This is a genomic window from Hydrogenophaga sp. SNF1 (assembly GCF_034421675.1).
GTDB classification, from domain to species: Bacteria; Pseudomonadota; Gammaproteobacteria; order Burkholderiales; family Burkholderiaceae_C; genus Hydrogenophaga; species Hydrogenophaga borbori.
Genome location: NZ_CP139793.1, coordinates 593,977 through 614,279, shown reverse-complemented (window position 1 = coordinate 614,279; position 20,303 = coordinate 593,977). Strand labels below are relative to the sequence as shown.

Here is a 20,303-nt window from a genome sequence, read left to right as displayed (position 1 = left end):
TCCGCCCATGAAGAACCAAGCCCAGGAAATGGAAACGATGCCGCCCGCCGCTGTTGCCGCGGAAGTCCGCCAAGGTGCGATGTGGATCCGCCTGAACCGGCCGGACGCGATGAACGCCCTTACGCCCGAAGTGCTCGGCGGCCTCGATCAGGCCTTGAACGACGCCGAGAAGAACCCAGACGTGCGCGCGGTGGTTCTCACCGGCACGGGCCGGGCTTTTTGCGCCGGGGCCGACCTCAAGTACGTTCGGTCGCAATCGGATCTGGATCTGGACGGCCCGCGCCGCTTCCTCGACACCGTGCTGGCCACGATGAACCGGCTGGACAGTTTCCCCAAGCCGGTGATCGCCGCACTCAACGGGCTGGCCCTGGCGGGCGGCCTCGAGCTGGTGCTCTGCTGCGACCTGGTGCTCGCCGTTCGCGGCGCCAAGATCGGCGATGCCCACGCCAACTACGGTTTGCTGCCTGGTGGAGGGGGGTCGGTGCGCCTGCCCCGCATCATCGGGGCCACACGCGCCAAGTACCTGCTGTTCACCGGCGACTTCCTCACTGCGGAAGAACTGATGGAGGCCGGCCTGGTTAACCAGGTGGTGGCCCCTGGTGAACTGGAAACGGCCACCCAGGCGCTCGTGGACAAGATTGCCGCCAAGAGCCCGCTGGGCCTGAGGCGCATGAAAGCGCTGGTCGACGACGGCCTGCAACAACCCATCGAGACCGCGCTGCGCCTAGAGCTGCTCGCCTCGGAGGTGCATGCGCACAGCGCCGATCTGCGCGAGGGCTTGCTGGCCTTCGAAGAGAAGCGCTCACCGCGGTTCACCGGCCAGTAAGGGAGCGCCGGGCCATGACGCATTCCCTCCCATCCGATCGTCTCGGCGCGCTGCGCGCGGCGCAGCAGCACGCCTTCGAGCGGGCGCCCGCCATCCGCGAGATCTACGAGCGCGCGCGCATGACGCCACAGGACATCCGCAGCGCGGCGGACCTGGCGCGCCTGCCCGTCACGAGCAAGGACGCGCTACTGGAGCGCCAACGCCGGGCGCCGCCCTTTGGCGGCTTCCTGACAGTCGATGAAGCGGCGATCCAGCGCATCTTCGTGTCACCCGGCCCCATCTACGAACCCCAGTTGGTGGACGACCAGGACGGCCACGGTTTCGCCCACTGCTTCCAGCGCGCAGGCCTCGGCCCGCAGGACCGAGTGCTGAACACCTGGTCGTACCACCTGGTGCCCGCCGGCGTGCTGCTCGATCAGGGCATCGCCGCCACAGGCGCCACCGTCGTCCCCTGCGGCCCAGGTGGCGCCGAGCAGCAGGCCCAGCTGATCCTGGAACTGGGCATCACCTGCATCTGTGCCTCCACCGCCTTCTTTCTCACACTGATCCGGACCCTGGAGAACATGGGACACGCGCTGCCGTGCGCCTGGAAGCTCAAGTCGGCGTTCCTCGGCGGGGAGATGGGCGACTGGATGGGCAAGCGACGCGCGCTCGAGAGCCGGTACGGCATCAAGATCTTCTCCGCATACGCCACCGGTGACTTCGGCCTCATCGGCTACGAAGAAGCGGACGAGGAAGGCTACACCGTGCAACCGGAAAGGTTGGTCCAGATCTGCGACCCGCAAACCGGCGTTCCCCTGCCCTTGGGTGAAACCGGTGAAATCGTGGTCACCACCATGAACCGTGGCTGGCCACTCGTGCGGTTTGGCACCGGCGACGTGGCCAGCGGACGCGCCGCCTCAGCGGATGGTTTCGTCAGCCACATCAACCTTCTGGAAGGCCGGGTCGGACAGGGTGTAAAGGCCCGGGAAATCTTCATCTATCCGCGCAACGTCGAGGAGGTGTTGGCGCAGGTTCCGCCTATCCAGCGAGCTCAAGTGGTGGTCACGAGCCAGCAGCATCGCGAAACGATCACCTTGCGTGGCGTCTTGAACCCAGGCGGAGAGGCGGCAATGGCCGAGAAGGCTCTTCACGAGATCTTCAAGCAACGCACCCGTTTGAAGCTGGACGCTATCGAATGGATATCAGCCGACGATCTGGCCGTTGATGCCCCCTTGCTGGTCGATCGGAAGCACTCCTAGTGCGGGGATACAAGGAGTAAGCGATGTCCGTTTACACCGCGCCTTTGCGCGACATGCTGTTCACGATGAAAGAAGTGGGAGGCCTGGAGGCGATCTGCGCCCAGCCCGGCCATGAGGAGACCACGCCTGAATTGGTCGAGGCAATTTTGCGGGAGGCTGCCAACTATGCCGCTGGCGTGCTGGATCCGCTGAATCGTCCGGGCGACGTGCAGGGCGCGCGCTGGAACGATGGCGAGGTCACGTCTGCCGATGGATTTCGCGAAGCCTGGTCCAGCTTCTGCGAGAACGGCTGGATCGGCATGCCGGCCTCCACCGAATGGGGCGGCCAAGGCCTGCCGACGCTGGTGTCCACCGCCGTGCTGGAGATGTGGAAGTCGTCCAACCTGGCCTTCAGCCTCTGCCAGATGCTCACGCTCGGTGCCGTGGAGGCGATCGCCCACCACGGCAGCGGCGCCCTCAAGCAGCGCTTTCTCGAGCCGATGATCGCAGGTCGCTGGACCGGTACCATGAATCTCACCGAACCGCAGGCCGGATCCGATCTGGCCGCGCTGCGCAGCCGCGCCGTACCCGAGGGGGATCACTACCGCATCAGCGGCAACAAGATCTTCATCACCTGGGGAGAGCACGACATGGCCGAGAACATCGTGCACCTGGTGCTCGCTCGCCTGCCCGATGCGCCGCCGGGCGTCAAAGGCATCTCGCTGTTCCTGTGCCCGAAATTCCTGGTCAACGGCGACGGCTCCCTGGGTGAACGCAATGACCTTTCCTGCACTTCGATCGAGCACAAGCTGGGCATCCATGGCAGCCCCACGGCGTCCATGAGCTTCGGCGAGCGCGGGGGCGCCATCGGCTATCTCGTCGGTGAGCCGCACCAGGGGCTGGCCTGCATGTTCACGATGATGAACCACGCGCGGTTGAATGTGGGGCTGGAGGGCGTGGGCGTTTCCGAGCGCGCCTACCAGCATGCTCGGGCCTATGCGCTCGAGCGCGTGCAGGGCAAGCCGGCGCTGGCCGTCAGCGGCACCATCGCCGGCCACCCCGACGTGCGGCGCATGCTGATGGACATGAAGGCGCGAACCGAGGCGATGCGCGCGCTGGCCTATTTCTGCGCCGGCCAGATGGACCGTGCCGCCGGTCACCCCGACACCCAGGAGCGCGCGCAGGCACAGGCCCTTGTCGGCCTGCTGACGCCAGTGGTCAAAGGCTGGTGCACTGACAGCGCGCAGGGCATCACCTCCGACGGCGTGCAGATCCATGGCGGCATGGGCTACGTCGAGGAAACCGGTGCTGCGCAGTACTTCCGCGACGCCCGCATCACGACGATCTATGAAGGCACCACGGGCATCCAGGCCAACGACCTGATTGGCCGCAAGCTGGCGCGCGAGGGTGGGCGCACGCTGAAGGCGTTACTGGCTCGTATCGACAGCGATGCGCGCCGGCTGATGGATGCGCGCGACCCGGAACTCGAGCCAATCGGGGATGCGCTGATGAAAACAGCTCATGCCCTGGAGGAAAGCGCTGATTGGCTGCTCGTCCACAGTGATGCGCAGTCGCAGGATTGTGCCGCAGGCGCAGTACCCTTCCTTCGACTGGCGGGCACCGTGATCGGGGGCTGGCTGTCGGCGCGCATGGCTGAGGCCGCGACGGCGCAACTGGCGGCGGGCGCTGGCGATGCGGGCTTCCTGAGTGCCAAGCGCATCACGGCCAGTCACTACGCGACGCACGTCCTAGTGGAGGCTTCCGCGCTGCGCGACATCGTGATCAATGGAGCGGCCAGCACGTTGGCATTGTCGGACGACCAGCTCTGAAAGATGAGCAGACGATGAACGATCAGAACGGCTACGACGTCCGAAGATCTGCAGACGGGTATGAACGCCTGCTTCTCGAAGACCATCACCGCAGCGGATATCGCTACGGCTGTAGTACTAATCGCGGTTCCAGGCGGCCATCAACATCGCGCCGACCTCGTCAGCACCAACATCTTTCTTTGCGAATGTGCGCCGCGCGGTAGTCCGGCCTGTCCGCGTGCCATCCTGAGTCACTTTCGGAGTGGCTGAGTCGATCAGAAGTCCACCCAGCAATACCCGGTAGAACTCCTGAAAGGCCTCCTCGATGGTCAGGTTGGCCTGGGCGAGGAAGGCCGGGCGGCGCAGCCTCAGCGCGGCGCCCAGGATGAGTTCGGACACCACCAACCCGTGGCAGGGCGCGAACACGCCCTGCTGCACTCCCTCGTCGATCAGTTGGGACAGCCTCATGGTGCGCGCCTGTTGGTAGCGGTCGAAGATGCTCCTGGCGGTCGCGGAGTATTCCAGATCCTTCAGGAACTGGACGCCGATCCGGCCGGCCGCCTGAACACCTACGTTGAGGTAGGCGGCGAGCGCCGCTGTCAGATCCTGCTCACGGCCGACCAGCGCTTCGCTCTGGCCCAGGATGCGGTTGAAGAAGTGCTCAGCCGCCGCGCAGAAGATCTCTTCCTTCGTCTGCGCAACGTCGTAGAGGCGCCGCCGCGAACAGTGCAGCCGTGCGGCGATCTCGCCCACCGTCAGGCCGTTGATGCCCTCCGCGAGCAGCAGATCGGTCAACGCATCCATGAAGTCGTCGTCGGTGAGATTCTTTCTCATAAGGGTTTTCACCAGTCAAATTCGGTACCAAATCATTTGACATGGTACCGATGAAGGGCATCTAATGGTACCAATTTATGCGAAATAGTACCCACTGAAAAGCATGCACAACGTCCTTCCCGCTGTTGCGGACAGCATGCGGATTGTGCGGTGCGCTTCGATTCAACGTACGTTTTGATGAATCAACCCGGAGGTATCGCAATGTCAGAACCCGTTCTCGTCGCCGGTGTCGGCATGACCCCTTTCAAGAAACCCGGAGACAACCTGCCGTATCCGGAAATGGCCGCGCAGGCGATCCGCCAGGCGCTGCAGGACGCCGGCCTCGCCTACTCCGACGTGCAGGACGTCTATGCGGGTTATGTCTATGGCGACTCGGCCAGCGGCCAGCGCGCTGTCTATGAAGTCGGCATGACCGGCGTGCCGGTGATCAACGTCAACAACAATTGCGCCTCCGGCTCCACTGCGCTGTACCTGGCGCGCAAGGCAGTGGCCAACGGCTCGGTCGACTGCGCCCTCGCGGTGGGCTTCGAGCAGATGCCTTCCGGTGCCCTGAAGAACTATTGGGATGACCGGCCCGACCCGCTTGATCGCTTCAACGGGGTCATGGACGAAGTGTTCGGCCATCCGGAGCTGCCCATGGCGATCCGCTACTTCGCCGCGGCGGGCCGCGAGCACATGGACCGGTACGGCACCTCGCTGGAAACCTTCGCCAAGATCCGCGCCAAGGCGAGCCGCCATGCCGCGCGCAATACGCTGGCGCTGTTCCGCAAGGAGGTGACGGAGGAAGAAGTGATGGCTAGCTCGTCCCTGGTGCCCGGCACCATGACCCGCCTGATGGCCTGCCCGCCAACCTGCGGCGCCGCGGCGGCGGTATTTGTCAGCAAGAAGTTCGCGCAGAAGATGGGGCTGGGCACCAACGTCCAGGTGCTGGCGCAGTCGCTGGTGTCCGACCGTCCCGGCACGTTCGACGAGAAGTCGGGGATTTCCGTCGTGGGCTTCGACATGACGCGCGAGGCCGCCCACCAGGTCTACAAGGCGGCGGGCGTGGGGCCGCAGGACATCGACGTGTGCGAACTGCACGACTGCTTCGCGCAGAACGAGCTGCTCAGCTACGAGGGCTTGGGGTTCTGCCCCGTCGGAGAGGCCCAGGCCTTCGTCGAGGCCAACGGCAACACCTATGGCGGCGCGGTCGTCGTCAACCCCTCGGGCGGGTTGCTGTCCAAAGGCCATCCGCTGGGCGCGACCGGCCTGGCGCAGTGTTACGAGCTGACCCACCAGATCCGCGGTAGCGCCGAAGAACGCCAGGTTGAGGGTGCGCGATTCGCCCTGCAGCACAACGCGGGCCTGGGTGGCGTCACCGTGGTAACCCTGTACGGGCGCGCAGGCTGAGCGAGGCATCCGCTCGAACGTGCTGATGCCCGACCTGATGAATACGCCCATGGTTCGGCAACCTTCACTGGCCTTGGCGGACGGATATCAGGAGGCCTCGCTGGAAGAAACGCTGGCCAAGCGGGACCGGCAGCGTCCCATGGGCCGCATGGGAGAGGCATGGGACGTGGCCTACACGGCCCTGTGGCTGGCGAGTGACGAATCCAAGTACGTCACTTCCGCTGAAATCATGGTTGATGGCGGCATTTTCGCCGGCATCGGCTGACCTGGAATTCATGGTGACCAACGACAGGAGACAGATCATGGGTAGCGTTGCGAAATGGTTCAAGAAGAGCATGGTGGTCGCCGCGGCGGCGGCCATGGGGTTGGTGTCCAACGGGTACGCCCAGACCAAGCCGGAAAAGTTCAAGATCGGTGGCGTGCTGTCGCTGTCCGGCCCCTACGGGCTGCTGGGCGAGGACATGCGTCGAGGCGCGCAGGTCGCTGTCGAGGAGCGCGGTGGCAAGGTGCTGGGCGTCCCCATCGAAATCACCTGGGAGGACGATGAGACCAAGCCCCAGCCGGCCGTGCAGAAGGCCACCAAGCTGATCTCCGAGGGCTCGCACATGATCTTCGGCGCGCTCAGCTCCGCCTCCACGCTCGCCGTCATGAACCTGACCAAGCAGCGCAAGGTTCCCCACCTCGTCACCATTTCGGCGGACGACAAAATCACCGTGCCTGGCGGCTCCCGCTACACCTTCCGCACGTCGAACAACCTGGGCATGGAAAACCGCATGGCGCTGGTGTACATGCAGGACAAGAAGCTCAAGAAGATCTACGCCGTCACCGCCGATTACCAAGCCACCCGCGACGGCTATGAGTGGATCAAGAGCCAGGTCGGGTCCACCGGTGTACAGATCGTGGGCGAGGACTTTCCGCCCCTGGGCAACCGCGACTACTCGTCGATCGTGGACAAGATCGCCAAGTCCGACGCCGACGGCGTGCTGCTGATGCTGACGGGTTCGGACGTGGTCACCCTACTCAAACAGGCGGGCCAGGTGAACCTGGGCAAGAGCAAGGTGCTTTTCGGACCTGTGGTTGCCGATGAAACCATGGCAGCGGCCGCTGGGCCGGCCTCGCTGGGCGTCAATTCCGGCTTGCGCTATGACCACACCATCGACACCGCCGCCAACCGCAAGTTCGTCGAAGCCTACCGCAAGAAGTTCGGCGTCTCTCCCAGCATGACGGCCGGGGAAGCCTACGACGGCATGGCCTGGTGGCTGGACACGGTGGAAAAGACTGGCTCCTGGGACAAGGAAAAGTGGGTGGACGCCTTCGCCACCAGCGTCCGCGAGAACTCCGTGGAGGGCAAGAAGACCATGCGCGCCTGCGACCACCAGGCCTTGCAGCCGGGCTTCTGGGGCGAGGTGGTGCAGGGCACCCCGCCGGCCCCCCTCCTGACGATGAAAATCACCAAGGTCTTCCCCGAAGAGAAGCTGTTCGAGGCCTGCAAGAGCTGAGGGCTGTTGCGGGGCGCCGCCCCGGCCCCCCGCACTTGGTGAATCACTATGTCAACTATCGTGATTGGCTTGAGCCTGGGCATGCTGCTCTTCCTGTTGGCGGCGGGTCTGACGCTCATCTTCGGCATGCTGGGCGTGATCAACTTCGCCCACGGTGCCATCTACATGTTGGGCGCCTACGTCTCGTATGAAACGGGGCGGCGAACGGGCTCGTTTCTCATGGGGGTGCTGGCTGCCACGTTCTTCACCGCGCTGGCGGGCGCGGTGATCGAGAAGCTGACGCTGCGCCCGCTCTACGAGCGCCCGCACTTCTACCAGTTGATCCTGACCTTCGGTCTGATCCTGATCCTGAGCGACCTGGTGCGATTCGTCTGGGGTCCTGGCTACCAGGAAGTAGCGATTCCGCAGCTGTGGAACGGCACCGTGGACATGCTGGGCAGCACGATCCCGATGTACCGGCTGTTCGTGATCGGGTTCGGCGCACTTGTCTCGGCGGGCCTGTACCTGGTGCTGGAGAAAAGCACCTTCGGCATGCTCGTGCGGGCCGCCAGCAGCGACGCGGAAATGGTGCGCATCCTGGGCCTGCCGGTGGGCACGATCCGCATGGCGGTCTTCGCCACAGGTTGTGGCCTGTCGGGCTTGGCGGGCGCAATTGCTGCGCCGCTGTTCCCCATCGAATTGGGCATGGCGACCAACACCATCATCGACTGCTTCATCGTCGTGATCCTGGGCGGCCTCGGGAACATCCGGGGGGCGATTGCCGCGTCCATGCTGATCGGCATGGTGCGTGCGCTGGGCTATGTGTACCTGCCCGGCTGGGTGGACATCATGACCTTCGTGCTGCTGATTGGCACCCTTTTGACGCGGCCGCAGGGCCTGTTCTACCGGACGGCGAGGACGGCATGAAACTCACCAGATTCGACATCTGCTTTGGCCTGCTGCTGGCCGCGGCGGGCATCTTGCTGCCCTTCCTTCACCCAGGGGAGGCGCTGATCCAACTGGTCACCCTGGCGGCCATCTGGGCGATCTTCGCCGTCGGCTTTGACTTCGTCTTCGGCGCGCTGGGCATGGTGTCGTTCGGGCACGCCACCTTCCTCGGGGTGGGCGGCTATGCCGTGGCCCTGGCGACGCAGAAGTACGGGTTGCCCTTCTCCGCTGGCGTCGGCCTGGCCATCATCGTGGGGGCCGCGTTCGCCTTGCTGTTCAGCTTCTTTGCGCTGCGGGTGTCCGGCATTTTCTTCGCGCTGGTGACCCTGGCGTTGTCCCAGTTGATCTTCATCCTGGCGGACAGCAAGCTGCGCGGCTTCACCGGCGGGTCGGACGGCATCTCGGGCGTGGAGCGGCCGGGTTTCCTGGGCATCGACTTCTACGACCCCGTCCACTACTACTGGTTCGTGCTGGGCGTGTATGCCCTAGTCATGTTGGCGGTGATCTCGCTGCGCAGCTCGCCGTTCGGCCGCGTGATCGCGGCGATCCGCGGCAACGAGACCCGCGCCGACCAACTGGGCTTCAACGTCAATCGATACAAGCAGATCACCTTCGTGATCTCGGGTGGCCTGAGCGGCCTGGCGGGGGCTCTGCTGGCCTCGCTGCTGATGTACATGAACCCGCAGATGCTGCACTGGACGACCTCTGGGGACGTGATCATCATGACCCTGCTGGGCGGCTCCGGCTCGCTATGGGGCGCCACTGTCGGCGTGATCGCCTTCGAGGTGCTCAAGGAGTGGCTGAGCAGTTGGACCGAGTACTGGTACGGCGTGCTGGGCCTGGTGTTCATCCTCACGACCATATTCTTCCCGCGGGGCATCGTCGGCGAACTGGAGAAGGGCTTTGCGGTGTACCAGAAGAACCGGCGGAGAAGTCCCCGATGAGCCAGGCGGCACTGCGATGCGAGGGCGTGACCGTCAGCTACGGCGCCCTGAAGGCGGTCAACGACGTCAGCCATGAGTTCCAGGAGGGCCGCATCTACGGCCTGATCGGGCCCAACGGCGCGGGCAAGACGACGCTGCTGAATGTGCTCGCCGGGCGGCAGATGCGCCATTCCGGCAAGGTTTACTGCGGCGGCCGGGACATCAGCCAGCGCCCAGCCCACGAGCGGGCCCGCATGGGCATCGGGCGCAGCTTCCAGATCATCAAGATCTTCGGCGAGATGACGGTGGCGGAGAACCTGATGGTCGCGGCTCAGTCGCGCAGGCCGGGGTTCCAGCCCTTTTGGATGAGCCGCCACTTTGACCGGCAATTCCGCGAGCAACTGGATGCCATTTTGGAGCTGACGGGGCTGACGGCCCACCGCGACGACATCGCGGGTACGCTGCCCTACGGCCTGCAGCGCTCGCTGGAGCTGGGCGTGACCCTGCTGCCCGACCCCAAAATCCTGCTGCTGGACGAGCCACTGGCCGGCATCGGCCACCATGAGATCCAGGCCGCACTGGCCCTGATCCGTAAGGCCGCGCAGGGGAGGACGGTGCTGCTGATCGAGCACAACATGGACGTGGTGATGTCGCTTTCCCACGAAATTGTGGTCATGAGCAACGGCTCGGTCATTGCGTGCGGCTCTCCCGAGGCTATCCGCCGGAACGAATCGGTGCGCTCGATTTACCTCGGGGAGGACGCGCAGTGATCGAACTCGAAAAAGCCAGTATCAAGTACGGCCAGGCCCTGGCGCTGGAAGAAATCTCAGTGCGGATCGATTTTCATGAGATCGTCGCCATCGTCGGGCGCAACGGCGCGGGCAAGACCACCTTGCTGAAAGCCCTGATCGGCCTGATGCCGCTGGTGGCCGGCCGGCGCCTGCTGGGTGAGCAGGACATTTCGGGCCTGGGCGTGGAAGCCATCGCCAAGCTCGGCGTGGCGCTGGTGCCGGACACGCGCCGCATCTTCCCCAACCTTTCGGTGCTGGAGAACCTGAAGATGGGCGCGCTGGCCCACCAGCCGGGGCACTGGACCCTCGATCGGGTGCTGGACGTGTTCCCGCGGTTGCGGGAGCGGCTGAACTTTGGCGGTGACCAGCTTTCCGGCGGCGAGCAGCAGATGCTGTCGATCGGGCGCGCCCTGCTGGGCAACCCGCGCATGCTGCTGCTCGACGAACCCACCGAGGGGCTGGCGCCGGTCATCGTAGCCCAGCTGGTCCGGGTGTTCAGCGAGGTCCATCGCCAGGGCACCGGCATCGTGCTGGTGGAACAGAACCTCAAGGTGCCGATGAAGCTGGCCCACCGTCAGTACGTGCTGGACCACGGCCAGGTCGCCTGGTCCGGCACGGCCCAGGAGTTGGATGCGCAGCGCGCCCACGTCGAGGGTCTCATCACGACGGGCGCGGCGGCGTGACCGCTCCGTGTTCACAAAAATCTCAAGTCAAGGCATGCCCATGAACGTCCACACCGCCGCGCGCATCGTGCCCCTGCATGAAAACGACCCCCGCTCCCAAGACCCCGTGCTGGAAGAGTTGGTGGATTTCGTCGGCTATCGCCCGAATGCGCTGCTGACCATGGCGCGCAAGCCCGGCGTGGTGCCCGCGCTGCTCAAGCTGCTAGGCGTGACGCTGCGCGGCGACGGCCTGCTCACGGAGCCACTGCGCTTCCTGGTCGCCGCGGAAGCCGCGCGCGGCGCGCGTTGCCGCTATACGACGACACACCTCGTCCATGCCGCCCACCACCTGGGCATCGGTTGGGACAAGCTGGCCGCGCTGCCGTCCTACTTGGACGATCCCCGGTACACCGGGCAGGAGCGCAAGGCGCTGGCCATCGCCACCGCGGGCGGCACCCTGCCGGTGCGCGAACCAGCCCAGGCCATCGGGCAGGCCCGGCAGGTCTTCACCGAGGAGGAAGTCGTCGAGATCGTGTCCTGCGTGGCCATGGTCGGATGGTTCAACCGCTGGAACGGCCTGATGGGATCGGTGCTGGAGCCAGTTCCCTCGGAGGCGCTGGCCCACGTTCCCTGGCTCAAGAACCTGGAAGTCTGAGCCTGCCCCACATCGATATTCCAAGGAATGGAGAAAGAGACCCATGTACAGCCGTATCCACGAACCCCACGCATGCACGCTGACCGATGCCCTGCGCGAATGGGCCACCAGCCACCCTGGCGCGCCCTGGCTGGAGGACAGCCGGGGCAGCACCCTCACTGCGGAGCAGGCCTTCGCGAGCAGCCAGCGGTTTGCCGGCTTCCTACACCAACTGGGCGTGCAGCCTGAGGAGCGCGTCGGCGTCTTCATGTTCAACAGCTGCGCCATGGTGGCGACCACGTTCGGCATCGGCTACCTGCGGGCCACAGCGGTGATGCTCAACACCGAGCTGCGCTCCTCATTCCTTCGTCACCAGTTGAACGACTGCCAACTGGCCACCATAGTGGTGGACGCATCGCTGGTCGAACACATCGCCATCCTGGCGGAGGAACTGCCCCACCTGCGCACCCTGATCGTGGTGGGCGATGCGCCCGCCGCCGTGCCCGAGCACTTGCGCCAGGTGGCCTGGACGGACAGCAACGCCTGCGCGCCTTGGGAGGGCCCCGCGCCGAGGCCCGAGGACATCTTCTGCATCATGTACACCTCCGGCACCACCGGGCCGAGCAAGGGCGTGCTGATGCCGCACTGCCACTGCGCACTGCTTGGGCTGGGGTCGATACGCAGCCTGGAAATCACCGAAACCGACAAGTACTACATCTGCCTGCCCCTGTTCCATGCCAACGGCCTGTTCCTGCAACTGGGGGCCACGGTGCTGGCGGGCATCCCGGCCTTCCTGAAGCAGCGCTTCAGCGCCAGCACTTGGCTGGCCGACATCCGGGAATCCGGTGCCACGCTGACCAACCACCTCGGCACCACAGCCATGTTCGTCATCAATCAGCCGCCCACGGAGCAGGACCGCAACCACCGCTTGCGCGCCAGCCTGAGCGCACCCAACCCCGCCCAGCACGAAGCCGTGTTCCGCGAGCGCTTCGGCGTGAAGGACGTCCTGTCCGGGTTCGGCATGACCGAGGTCGGCATTCCCATCTGGGGACGCATCGGGCAGCCGGCGCCGAACGCGGCCGGCTGGGCGCACGAGGACCGATTCGAGATCTGCATCGCCGACCCAGAGACCGACGTACCCGTGCCGGTCGGGCAGGTGGGCGAAATCCTGGTGCGGCCCAAGGTGCCCTTCGGCTTCATGGCGGGCTACTTGAACGTCCCGGCGAAAACGGTCGAGGCATGGCGCAACCTCTGGTTTCACACGGGCGACGCCGGCACGCGGGACGCGCAGGGGCTCATTACCTTCGTGGACCGCATCAAGGACTGCATTCGCCGACGTGGCGAGAACATCTCGGCCACAGAAGTCGAGGCCGTGGTGGGCCAGTTGCCGGGTATCCACGAAGTGGCGGCCTACGCCGTTCCGGCGCAGGGCGCGGGCGGGGAGGATGAGGTGATGCTGGCCCTGGTGCCCCGCGAAGGCGCGGTGCTGGACATGGCGGACATCGTCCGCCAGGCCAGCGCTCAGCTGCCGCGCTTTGCCAAGCCGCGTTACTTGCGCCAGATGGACAGCTTGCCGAAGACGGCGACCGGAAAGATCCAGCGCGCCGTCCTGCGCCAGCAAGGCAGCGTTGACGCCTACGACGCCGAGGCGGCAACCGCCCGGTAAACACAGAAGCACACCATGTCGGAAAAATTGCGGGGCAAGGTGGCCGTGGTCACCGGATCGGGCCGGGGCATCGGCCGGGCGATGGCCCTCAAGCTCGCGAGCGAAGGCGCCCGGCTCGTCCTCAACGACCTCGACAACGAGCCCGCCATGGCCGTGCGCGAGGAAATCATCGCGCTGGGCGGCGAGGCGGTGGCCTGCTGCGGCAGCGTGGCGGACGCAGATTTCGCGGACCGGCTGATCGGCACGGCCACCAGCGCGTTCGGCGGGCTGGACATTCTTGTGAACAACGCAGGCTACACCTGGGACAACGTCATCCAGAAGATGACCGACGAGCAATGGCACGCGATGATCGACGTGCACCTGACCGCGCCGTTCCGCATTCTGCGGGCGGCGCAGCCGGTGATCCGGGCGCTGAGCCGGACCGACGCCGAGGCCGGCCGCCGCGTGGTGCGCAAGGTGGTCAACATCTCCTCGGTCGCGGGTGTCTTCGGCAACGTGGGGCAGGTCAACTACTCTGCCGCCAAGGCCGGCATCGTGGGCCTGACCATGACGCTGGCCAAGGAGTGGGGTCGCCTGAACACCACGGTCAACTGCGTGGCCTACGGCCTCATCGGGACCCGCATGACCGAGGCCACCACCGATGCCGGCGCCGCCATCCAGGTCGATGGACGCGCGATCAAGGTGGGCGTGAACCCGGACCTGATGGCCATGCTTGAGCGCAGCATCCCGCTGGGCCGGGCCGGCACGCCCGAGGAGGCCGCCGGCGCGGCCTACCTGTTCTGCATTCCTGAGTCTGACTACGTGAGCGGCCAGACCCTGCTGTGCACGGGCGGGCTCACCGGCATCTGACCTTGCACCATGACGAAGCCCGACACTGCTGCGCTGACCTACCCGTTCGAGCCGCCCGCGCCGCGCCACACGGTCGAACTCGCCCCCGGCGTGCGCTGGATCCGCCTGTCGATGCCATTCCGGCTCGACCACATCAACGTCTGGACCATCGACACGCGCGATGGCTGGGTGCTGGTGGACACCGGCCTGAACGATCCCGCCACCGTGGCCGACTGGTTGGCCCTCATGGCGCAGGGTCCGCTGGCGCGCCCCCTGCAGGGGGTGTACGCCACGCACATGCACCCCGACCACATCGGATTGGCCGGCTGGTTCACGCGCCGTGCAGGCATACCATTGCACATGAGCCGGCTGGAATACCTGAGTTGCCGCGTGATGCATGCCGACACGAATCGCGAGGCGCCGCCCGACGGCGTGCTGTTCCACCGCCGCGCCGGCTGGTCGGAAGCGGCCATCGAAGGCTACCGCAGCCGCTTTGGCAGCTTCGGCAAGCACATCCACGCGCTACCCGAGAGCTTCCGGCGCCTGCAGGATTGCGATCTGGTGCCATTGGGCCCGCACGACTGGCGGGTCATCACCACCGGCGGCCATTCGCCGGAGCATGCCTGCCTGTACTGCCACAACCTGAATTTGCTGATCGCGGGCGACCAAGTGCTGCCGCGAATCTCGTCGAACGTATCGGTGTTCGCCACCGAACCTCAGGCCAATCCGCTCAAGGAGTGGTACGAGTCGCTGGACAAGCTGGCGCGGGAGGTGCCCGCCGATGTGCTGGTGTTGCCCTCCCACAACGAGCCCTTCTACGGGCTGCACCAACGCCTGGACTCGCTCAGGGCCAGCCAGGACCAGGCGCTGGAGCGGCTGCGCCAATCGCTATGCAACGGGCCGCAACGGATCGTGGACGTGTTCCCCGCCCTCTTTCACCGCGCCATAGGGGCGCAGGATGGACAGCAACTGAGTCTCGCCACGGGCGAGGCCGTGGCTTGCATGAACTACCTCATCGCGGAAAGCGCCGTGGAATGCGCCGTGAGTGGAGACGGCGTCGCATGGTATGCACTGAAGTCGTGAAGGTCGCGCTACTCTCCAATCTCAGGCTAGCAATCATGATGTCAACGAGTGCGCGACTTCGATACTCCATGCGCCACATCGCTCCGGGCAGCATGGCGAGGATTTCGCACGGACGATAGGTCTGTTCGATTGGCTGAATCTGGGCAGCCACCGCGCGAGGCCGGTCGGCAGATGCGAAGGTTCCGATCAAGGGGTCCTTTTGATTTCAGTGCAAAAAGTGACGTATAACTCTCCAGTACTGACGCGGGGGGGTGGTCGGTAAGTCATTGATTGTTCGAACATTGCTGTTCACTTCGCCGCAGCGAATCGTTTTCGGCCCCCAAATCGTCGAGGAGCGCGGCCATGCAAGGCTTGCAAACGTCTTACCTGTGCCTGCGCGACATCGCGTGCGAACTCAGCGAGTTCGAGTTGCAGGCGTTTTTCAGCTGCAGTGCACCGAGCACTAGTTGCTGGCGCGATGGCGCAGCGGCAGCCTCAAGCTGGGCTTGGCACTGCAGATCGGCTTCGCGCTCATGAGCGGCCGGTCCTTGAACAGTGTGCGGGTCGTGCCCCCAAAATTGCTGCGCCACCTTGACCACGAACTGGGGCTGATGGTGCGCTCCGCGCTGATGATGCGCGCCCAGGTCTGACGCTCGGCGCCGCGGGCGATGCCATCGCCGATGCGCTGGTGCCAGTTGCCCAGCATCACGGCGTTCCCCAGGCGCAGTTGCTCGGGCAGCGCGGCGAACAGCGGCACCTCCACGCGGTAGGCGGGCGTGGCGGCATCGGCCGCCAGCGCGCTGGAGCGCAGGAACCAGTTCTCCCCCGCGCCGTTGGCGTCCGCCGCGTACAGGCGGTACTCGTAGGCGCCTGCGTCGACGTGATCACCCGCGAGCCGGAAGGCGTCTCGGGTGGTCTGGGCCGTGGTGGTGGCGCCGTTGATGGCGCTGATGACCTCGATGCCGTCGCCCGTGGTCAACGCGCCCAGGCCGCCGAGGTTGGTGACCTGCACGGTGGTGGTGCCGCTGGCGCTGGCACCGGCGCCATCGAGCACCAGGCGGTCGCTGACGCTGCTGCTGTCGCCCAAGGCGGTGCCGATCCTCAGCAGCGCGTTGTGGCCCACGTAGGCGCCGCTCACCGTCAGCCGGCTGCCCGGCGCGGCGCCCAGCAGCGCGACGGTGCCCGCGTTGTCCAGGCTGGCCACGGTCTGGTCCAGGCCCGCCGTGTCGAGCGTGGCGCCGGCCGCCACCGTGTGCGCGGAGGCCGCGCTGAAGGCGTTGGCCACGCCGGCGCGCAAGGTGCCGGCGGTGATGGTGGTGGCGCCCGCGTAGGTGCTGAGACCGGACATCGTCAGCGCCCCCAGGCCGAGCTTGTTGAAGCTGGCCGCGCCGGTGAAGGCGGTGCCGATGCCCACCGCATGGTTGTTCGTGTCGAGCCACACGCCCTCAGCGCCCCCGGCCAGTGTGGTGAAGCCGCGCAGAAAGTCCGACTCGTCCCAGGTCACCCGCAGGATGCCGCCGTTGAGGTCGAGCGTGGCGGCGCCGTCGCCCCGGATCACCACGTCGGTTTCAAGTACGCCGCGCGCGAGCGCATTGCCGTTGAGGTGCAGCGTGCCGGTGGAGCCGGCCTGAACGGCGATGCGGGCCAGTGACGTTCGCACCGTGCCGCTGTCTTCGATGGTCAGTTCGCCGGTGCCCTCGTAGCCGACGTTCAGTTGCGCGGAGAAATCGAAGCTCGACGCGCGCCCACTGACGGCGTCTTGCCCCGACACCGTGGCCGTGCCGTTGCCGCCCACCTGGTAACCGATGTAGGCGGTGTGGCCCGTGATCGCACCGCCGTCTTCAACGAACAAGTCACCAGGGTCCAGAAAACCCACATACAGGTTGTTGCCGAGTTCCCAGGTCGAGACGCGGCCATTGCCGTCGCTGCCCCTGACCGTGACCGTACCGCTGGAAACGCCCGGGCCCACGCCGGTGGTGCCGCCGATGGCGCCCTGGACACTGCGCACCAGGCCTCCGTTCTCGATGAGCAGCGAGCCCGCGCCGGCATTGCCCACGGTGAGGGTAACGGCATTGATCCAGGTCGAGCGGTTGCCATGGACGTCAACGCCCGAGACGGTGGCCGATGCCGTGCCGCCGCCCGAGGCGATGTTGCCGAACGCGTTGCTCACCAGGCCGCCATTCAGGATGGAGAGGGACGCCGTGCCGCCCGCGCCGACGGCCAGATCGCCCGGCATGGTCCAACTCGACACGCTGCCGCTGGCATCGCTGCCCGTGACGGTGACAGTGCCGTCGCCCCCGGTGTAGCCGAGCGCGCCGGTCGCGCTGCTCGCCGTGGCGCCGCCCTGGATGGTCAAGGTGCCCACGCCGCCGGTGTCGCCGACATAGATCTCGCCACCCGGCACGTCCCAGGTCGGCGTCGAGACAGGGGCCGGATTCACGTCACCGATGGCCGTGATCGATTGCGCCATGGGGCGCCCAGGGTCGCGCAGACCAGGGCCAGCACCGCCGTCGACAGGCGCGAGCGCCGGTGGCGCAAGGATCCATCGCGACGCTGCCCCCGCACCGGGTGGCACACGGCATCGTTTGTCTTCCTTGTCATGACAGCTCTTGCCTCCCTAAGGTCAGTCAGCGCGGACAGGTGCCAGCGCTACTGTAATGGAAGCAGCGCGTGTCAGCCTCAGTGGCGCCGCGCGCCGTCGCGATAGGCCTGCGGCGTGACGGCGTGCTGGCGCGCGAACGCGCGCTGCAGCGCGTCCACCGAACGGAAACCGCTGCGGCTGGCGATGCGGTCCTGCGTCCAGTGCGTCTGCACCAGCAACTGCGCCGGCGTGTGGCACAGCTCAGCCGCGAAGGCGCGAGCAAGGCGCCGGAGACGACATTGATGCCATTGGAGTCCAGAAACAGGTTACCGGCCTCGAGGGTGAAGGCACGAGGCGCAATGAAGTAGATCAGCGGCGCGCCGGGCGTTGGCGCGCGCGCCCACTGACAAGCGCCAACAAATCTCGCCGAGTCCGAATACCTGGGTGCTGCAAAGCTCGGTATCTGCAGCGTCACTTCTAGGCCACGATGATGCGGCTTGGCTTGAGGCAGCCGCACGGCAATGCGCCTCGATTCCCCCGATGAGGGCCCATCTCTGCCCCACTAGACAAGACCCTCATTTGCTCAACACCGATACCCAAACACTGCTCAAAGCACCAGTTTGCCGGTCGTCCTCGAGGGCTCAATCCTCGCCTCCATCCCCGCAGTGAATTGCAAGTGGTCGGCCTCCATGCCGTCCGAGAAGATGACCCCGTTGTCCGGCATGCGCGAGCGCACCCGCAGCGGCGCGCCCGCCAGCACCCGCCCGTGCACCAGCGTGGCCTGAGAGGTGCGCGTGGGGAACGGCTCGCGCACCGCGAACACCAGGGCCCGCTCCTCCCAGGGCATGGGCTGGTAGTCCTCGTCGTCGGTGCTGGCGCCCAGGCTGCGCGCGATCGCGAGCGACCCGGTGACGATGCTTTTGAGCCAGGCGGTGGAGCCCAGGCCGGTGGAGACGATCAACCCCGAGGAGGACTGGAACTCGGTGGTCGACCCGTGCGACAGCTCGTACAGCGCCGAGGTGTGGCTGCGCGGACCGACGAACAGGTCGTTCACCGCGCGCAGCACCTGGCCGTCGCTCAGTCGTGCCTCGGCCATGGTCACCGTGCGGGTGTCGCGCCGGTCCGCCGCCACGCCCGGCAGGATGGCGGCGAGATCGGCCGGCTGGAACGGCAGCAGCACGCCGTCCCAGCGCGAGGGCTCGGGGTTGAGCCCCACCAGCGGCTGGCCCTCGAGGTACTTCATGGTGTTGGCCACCAGGCCGTCCTGGCCCAGGGCCACCACGATGTCGCTCGGCGCGAAGACGAAGTTGGCCAGCAGCGAACGGTCGACGATCTGGTAGCGCCCCCAGGCCTGCAGGGCCTGCACCGTCACCCGCAGGCTGGCCGCGTAGGCCTCGTTCTCCTTGAGGTAGTCCGAGAAGTCGGCCCCCAGGTGCTCCACATAGAACCTCGCCTGCCCGAGCGTGTTGTGGCGCGCGATGAGGGTATCGAGCCGCGTGCGCCGCGTCACCAGCACCACCCGCCGATCGCTGGCGGCGGTGGTCACGCCGACCTCCGCGTGACCGCCGACGCCGCGGCCCCACCGCCCGCGCCCAACAGGGAGTTGAGCAACTCGGGCGACAGGTTGAGCTGCCCGATTCGCTCGGCCCGCTCGGCGATGCCGCCGAAGGCCTGGGCGATGAGCTGGCCCGGCTGCATGCCCACGGCCGCCAGCGCCTGCACCACCCGGGGGTCGGCCTTCTCCAGCGCGTCCATCACGGCGCGCACCTTGTGCGCCTGGGCCTCGGCCGCCTGGCGCGTGTTCTCGGCTTCGCTGGCCACGAAGGCCTTGCGCTGGTTCTCCAGCTCGATGTCCGCGCCCATCTGCTCGGCGCGCAACTCGTTCTGGCGCCGCATGGCCGCGGCCCGGGCCTCCATTTGCGTCTCCTGGATCTCGCGCTTCTTCACCTCCACCGCGATCTCGGTGTCCAGCTCGGTCTGGCGGATGGCCCGCTCGTTCTGCACGCCGGCCATGCGCCGCTGCGAGATGGCGTCGTCGGCCGCCTTGAGGTTGGCTTCCCGCGCCTCGGCCTCCAGCGCGCGGGCGATGTCGGGCGTGGGCTTGATCGCCACCACCGCCACGCCCAGGATCTCCAGCCCCAGCGCCTGCACCTCGGGTTGGCGACCCAGTTGCTCCTGAACGGCGCGCGCGACCTCGGCCGTGGCCTTGAGCGCGTTGCGCAGCGACAGGCCCTGGATCACCTGCTGCACGATGGCGCGCACCTGCATCACCACCCGGTCCTGCAGGCGCTCCGGGTCCTCCGAGGCGTAGGTGACGCCGTCGGGCTCGAGCGAGAAGTCCATCAACTTGTAGATGCGGCCCGGGTCGCCCACCCGGTAGGTGAGCTCGCCCTGCACCGTCACGCCCTGGAAGTCGCTGGTCACCAGGTCCAGCATGAAGCCGGCGTCGCGGCTGGCGATCGGCACCGCGACCAGGGAGGTGGTGGGTGCGTAGTAGAAGAAGGACAGGCCGGCCCCTTCGCGCACGAGCTTGCCGCCGCGGAACTGCATGAGGTGGGTGGTGGGTTGCGACTTGATGAAGCGGATGCCAAGCATGGGGGGCTCCTTGTTAAGTTGCACTGTGCAACTCTTATGGGTTGTATAGTACAACTCA

Annotated in this window: 19 protein-coding genes; 14 read left to right on the top strand and 5 right to left on the bottom strand. The window is 66.3% G+C overall.

Annotated elements, in window-relative coordinates:
• Positions 1-28 precede the first annotated feature (28 nt).
• The 3 genes from SOM08_RS02940 to SOM08_RS02930 are packed head-to-tail and all read left to right on the top strand — an operon-like array spanning position 29 to position 3,875.
• The gene (locus SOM08_RS02940) at positions 29-826 is read left to right on the top strand and encodes an enoyl-CoA hydratase/isomerase family protein (RefSeq protein WP_070400832.1); all 798 of its coding nucleotides are present in this window, start codon (positions 29-31) and stop codon (positions 824-826) included.
• A gap of 14 nt (positions 827-840) precedes the next feature.
• Positions 841-2,067 carry a phenylacetate--CoA ligase family protein gene (locus SOM08_RS02935; RefSeq protein WP_070400772.1) on the top strand — a complete coding sequence of 409 codons (1,227 nt, stop codon included), beginning with the start codon at positions 841-843 and terminating at the stop codon, positions 2,065-2,067.
• 23 nt (positions 2,068-2,090) lie between these two features.
• Entirely contained in the window at positions 2,091-3,875 is a 1,785-nt protein-coding gene (locus tag SOM08_RS02930; protein ID WP_070400771.1) for an acyl-CoA dehydrogenase, read from the top strand.
• Between the two features lie 117 nt (positions 3,876-3,992).
• Here SOM08_RS02930 and SOM08_RS02925 read toward each other — a convergent pair whose 3' ends face one another.
• Positions 3,993-4,688, bottom strand: coding sequence for a TetR/AcrR family transcriptional regulator (locus SOM08_RS02925; protein ID WP_070400770.1), 696 nt, complete (start codon positions 4,686-4,688; stop codon positions 3,993-3,995).
• Between the two features lie 201 nt (positions 4,689-4,889).
• Here SOM08_RS02925 and SOM08_RS02920 point away from each other — a divergent pair, with 201 nt between their 5' ends.
• The 11 genes from SOM08_RS02920 to SOM08_RS02870 all read left to right on the top strand — a co-directional run bounded on the left by SOM08_RS02920 (position 4,890) and on the right by SOM08_RS02870 (position 15,090).
• Complete coding sequence (locus SOM08_RS02920) at positions 4,890-6,077, top strand: lipid-transfer protein (RefSeq protein WP_322470015.1); 1,188 nt, start codon at positions 4,890-4,892, stop codon at positions 6,075-6,077.
• A 25-nt stretch (positions 6,078-6,102) separates the two neighbouring features.
• A complete protein-coding gene (locus SOM08_RS02915; RefSeq protein ID WP_070400768.1) occupies positions 6,103-6,342 on the top strand; it encodes an SDR family oxidoreductase in 240 nt (79 codons plus the stop codon).
• Between the two features lie 37 nt (positions 6,343-6,379).
• Positions 6,380-7,576: an ABC transporter substrate-binding protein gene (locus tag SOM08_RS02910; RefSeq protein ID WP_070400767.1), complete on the top strand. Its 1,197-nt coding sequence runs from the start codon at positions 6,380-6,382 to the stop codon at positions 7,574-7,576.
• Positions 7,577-7,657: 81 nt separating this feature from the next.
• Entirely contained in the window at positions 7,658-8,482 is an 825-nt protein-coding gene (locus SOM08_RS02905; RefSeq protein ID WP_245980920.1) for a branched-chain amino acid ABC transporter permease, read from the top strand.
• On the top strand, positions 8,479-9,447 hold the full coding sequence (locus SOM08_RS02900; protein ID WP_070400765.1) for a branched-chain amino acid ABC transporter permease: 969 nt from the start codon (positions 8,479-8,481) through the stop codon (positions 9,445-9,447). Before SOM08_RS02905 ends, SOM08_RS02900 begins: the two co-directional genes overlap by 4 nt.
• Positions 9,444-10,196, top strand: coding sequence for an ABC transporter ATP-binding protein (locus SOM08_RS02895; RefSeq protein WP_070400764.1), 753 nt, complete (start codon positions 9,444-9,446; stop codon positions 10,194-10,196). The genes SOM08_RS02900 and SOM08_RS02895 overlap by 4 nt, the downstream gene beginning before the upstream one ends.
• Entirely contained in the window at positions 10,193-10,900 is a 708-nt protein-coding gene (locus tag SOM08_RS02890; RefSeq protein ID WP_070400763.1) for an ABC transporter ATP-binding protein, read from the top strand. The genes SOM08_RS02895 and SOM08_RS02890 overlap by 4 nt, the downstream gene beginning before the upstream one ends.
• A 40-nt stretch (positions 10,901-10,940) precedes the next feature.
• Positions 10,941-11,534 carry a carboxymuconolactone decarboxylase family protein gene (locus SOM08_RS02885; protein WP_070400762.1) on the top strand — a complete coding sequence of 198 codons (594 nt, stop codon included), beginning with the start codon at positions 10,941-10,943 and terminating at the stop codon, positions 11,532-11,534.
• A gap of 43 nt (positions 11,535-11,577) precedes the next feature.
• On the top strand, positions 11,578-13,179 hold the full coding sequence (locus SOM08_RS02880; protein ID WP_070400761.1) for an AMP-binding protein: 1,602 nt from the start codon (positions 11,578-11,580) through the stop codon (positions 13,177-13,179).
• A gap of 15 nt (positions 13,180-13,194) precedes the next feature.
• Positions 13,195-14,028, top strand: a complete 834-nt coding sequence (locus SOM08_RS02875) for an SDR family NAD(P)-dependent oxidoreductase (RefSeq protein WP_070400760.1) — start codon at positions 13,195-13,197, stop codon at positions 14,026-14,028.
• Between the two features lie 9 nt (positions 14,029-14,037).
• A complete protein-coding gene (locus tag SOM08_RS02870) occupies positions 14,038-15,090 on the top strand; it encodes an MBL fold metallo-hydrolase (protein ID WP_070400759.1) in 1,053 nt (350 codons plus the stop codon).
• A 442-nt stretch (positions 15,091-15,532) separates the two neighbouring features.
• Here the strand turns inward: SOM08_RS02870 and SOM08_RS02865 are convergent, their stop codons facing one another.
• The 4 genes from SOM08_RS02865 to SOM08_RS02850 all read right to left on the bottom strand — a co-directional run bounded on the left by SOM08_RS02865 (position 15,533) and on the right by SOM08_RS02850 (position 20,245).
• Positions 15,533-17,539 (bottom strand): autotransporter-associated beta strand repeat-containing protein, encoded by a 2,007-nt coding sequence (locus SOM08_RS02865; protein WP_070400758.1) that lies wholly within the window; start codon positions 17,537-17,539, stop codon positions 15,533-15,535.
• 209 nt (positions 17,540-17,748) lie between these two features.
• Positions 17,749-17,883, bottom strand: coding sequence for a hypothetical protein (locus SOM08_RS02860; protein WP_416186991.1), 135 nt, complete (start codon positions 17,881-17,883; stop codon positions 17,749-17,751).
• Positions 17,884-18,257: 374 nt separating this feature from the next.
• Entirely contained in the window at positions 18,258-19,196 is a 939-nt protein-coding gene (locus tag SOM08_RS02855; protein ID WP_070400757.1) for a sugar kinase, read from the bottom strand.
• Positions 19,193-20,245 (bottom strand): SPFH domain-containing protein, encoded by a 1,053-nt coding sequence (locus SOM08_RS02850; protein ID WP_322470014.1) that lies wholly within the window; start codon positions 20,243-20,245, stop codon positions 19,193-19,195. The genes SOM08_RS02855 and SOM08_RS02850 overlap by 4 nt, the downstream gene beginning before the upstream one ends.
• Positions 20,246-20,303 lie beyond the last annotated feature (58 nt).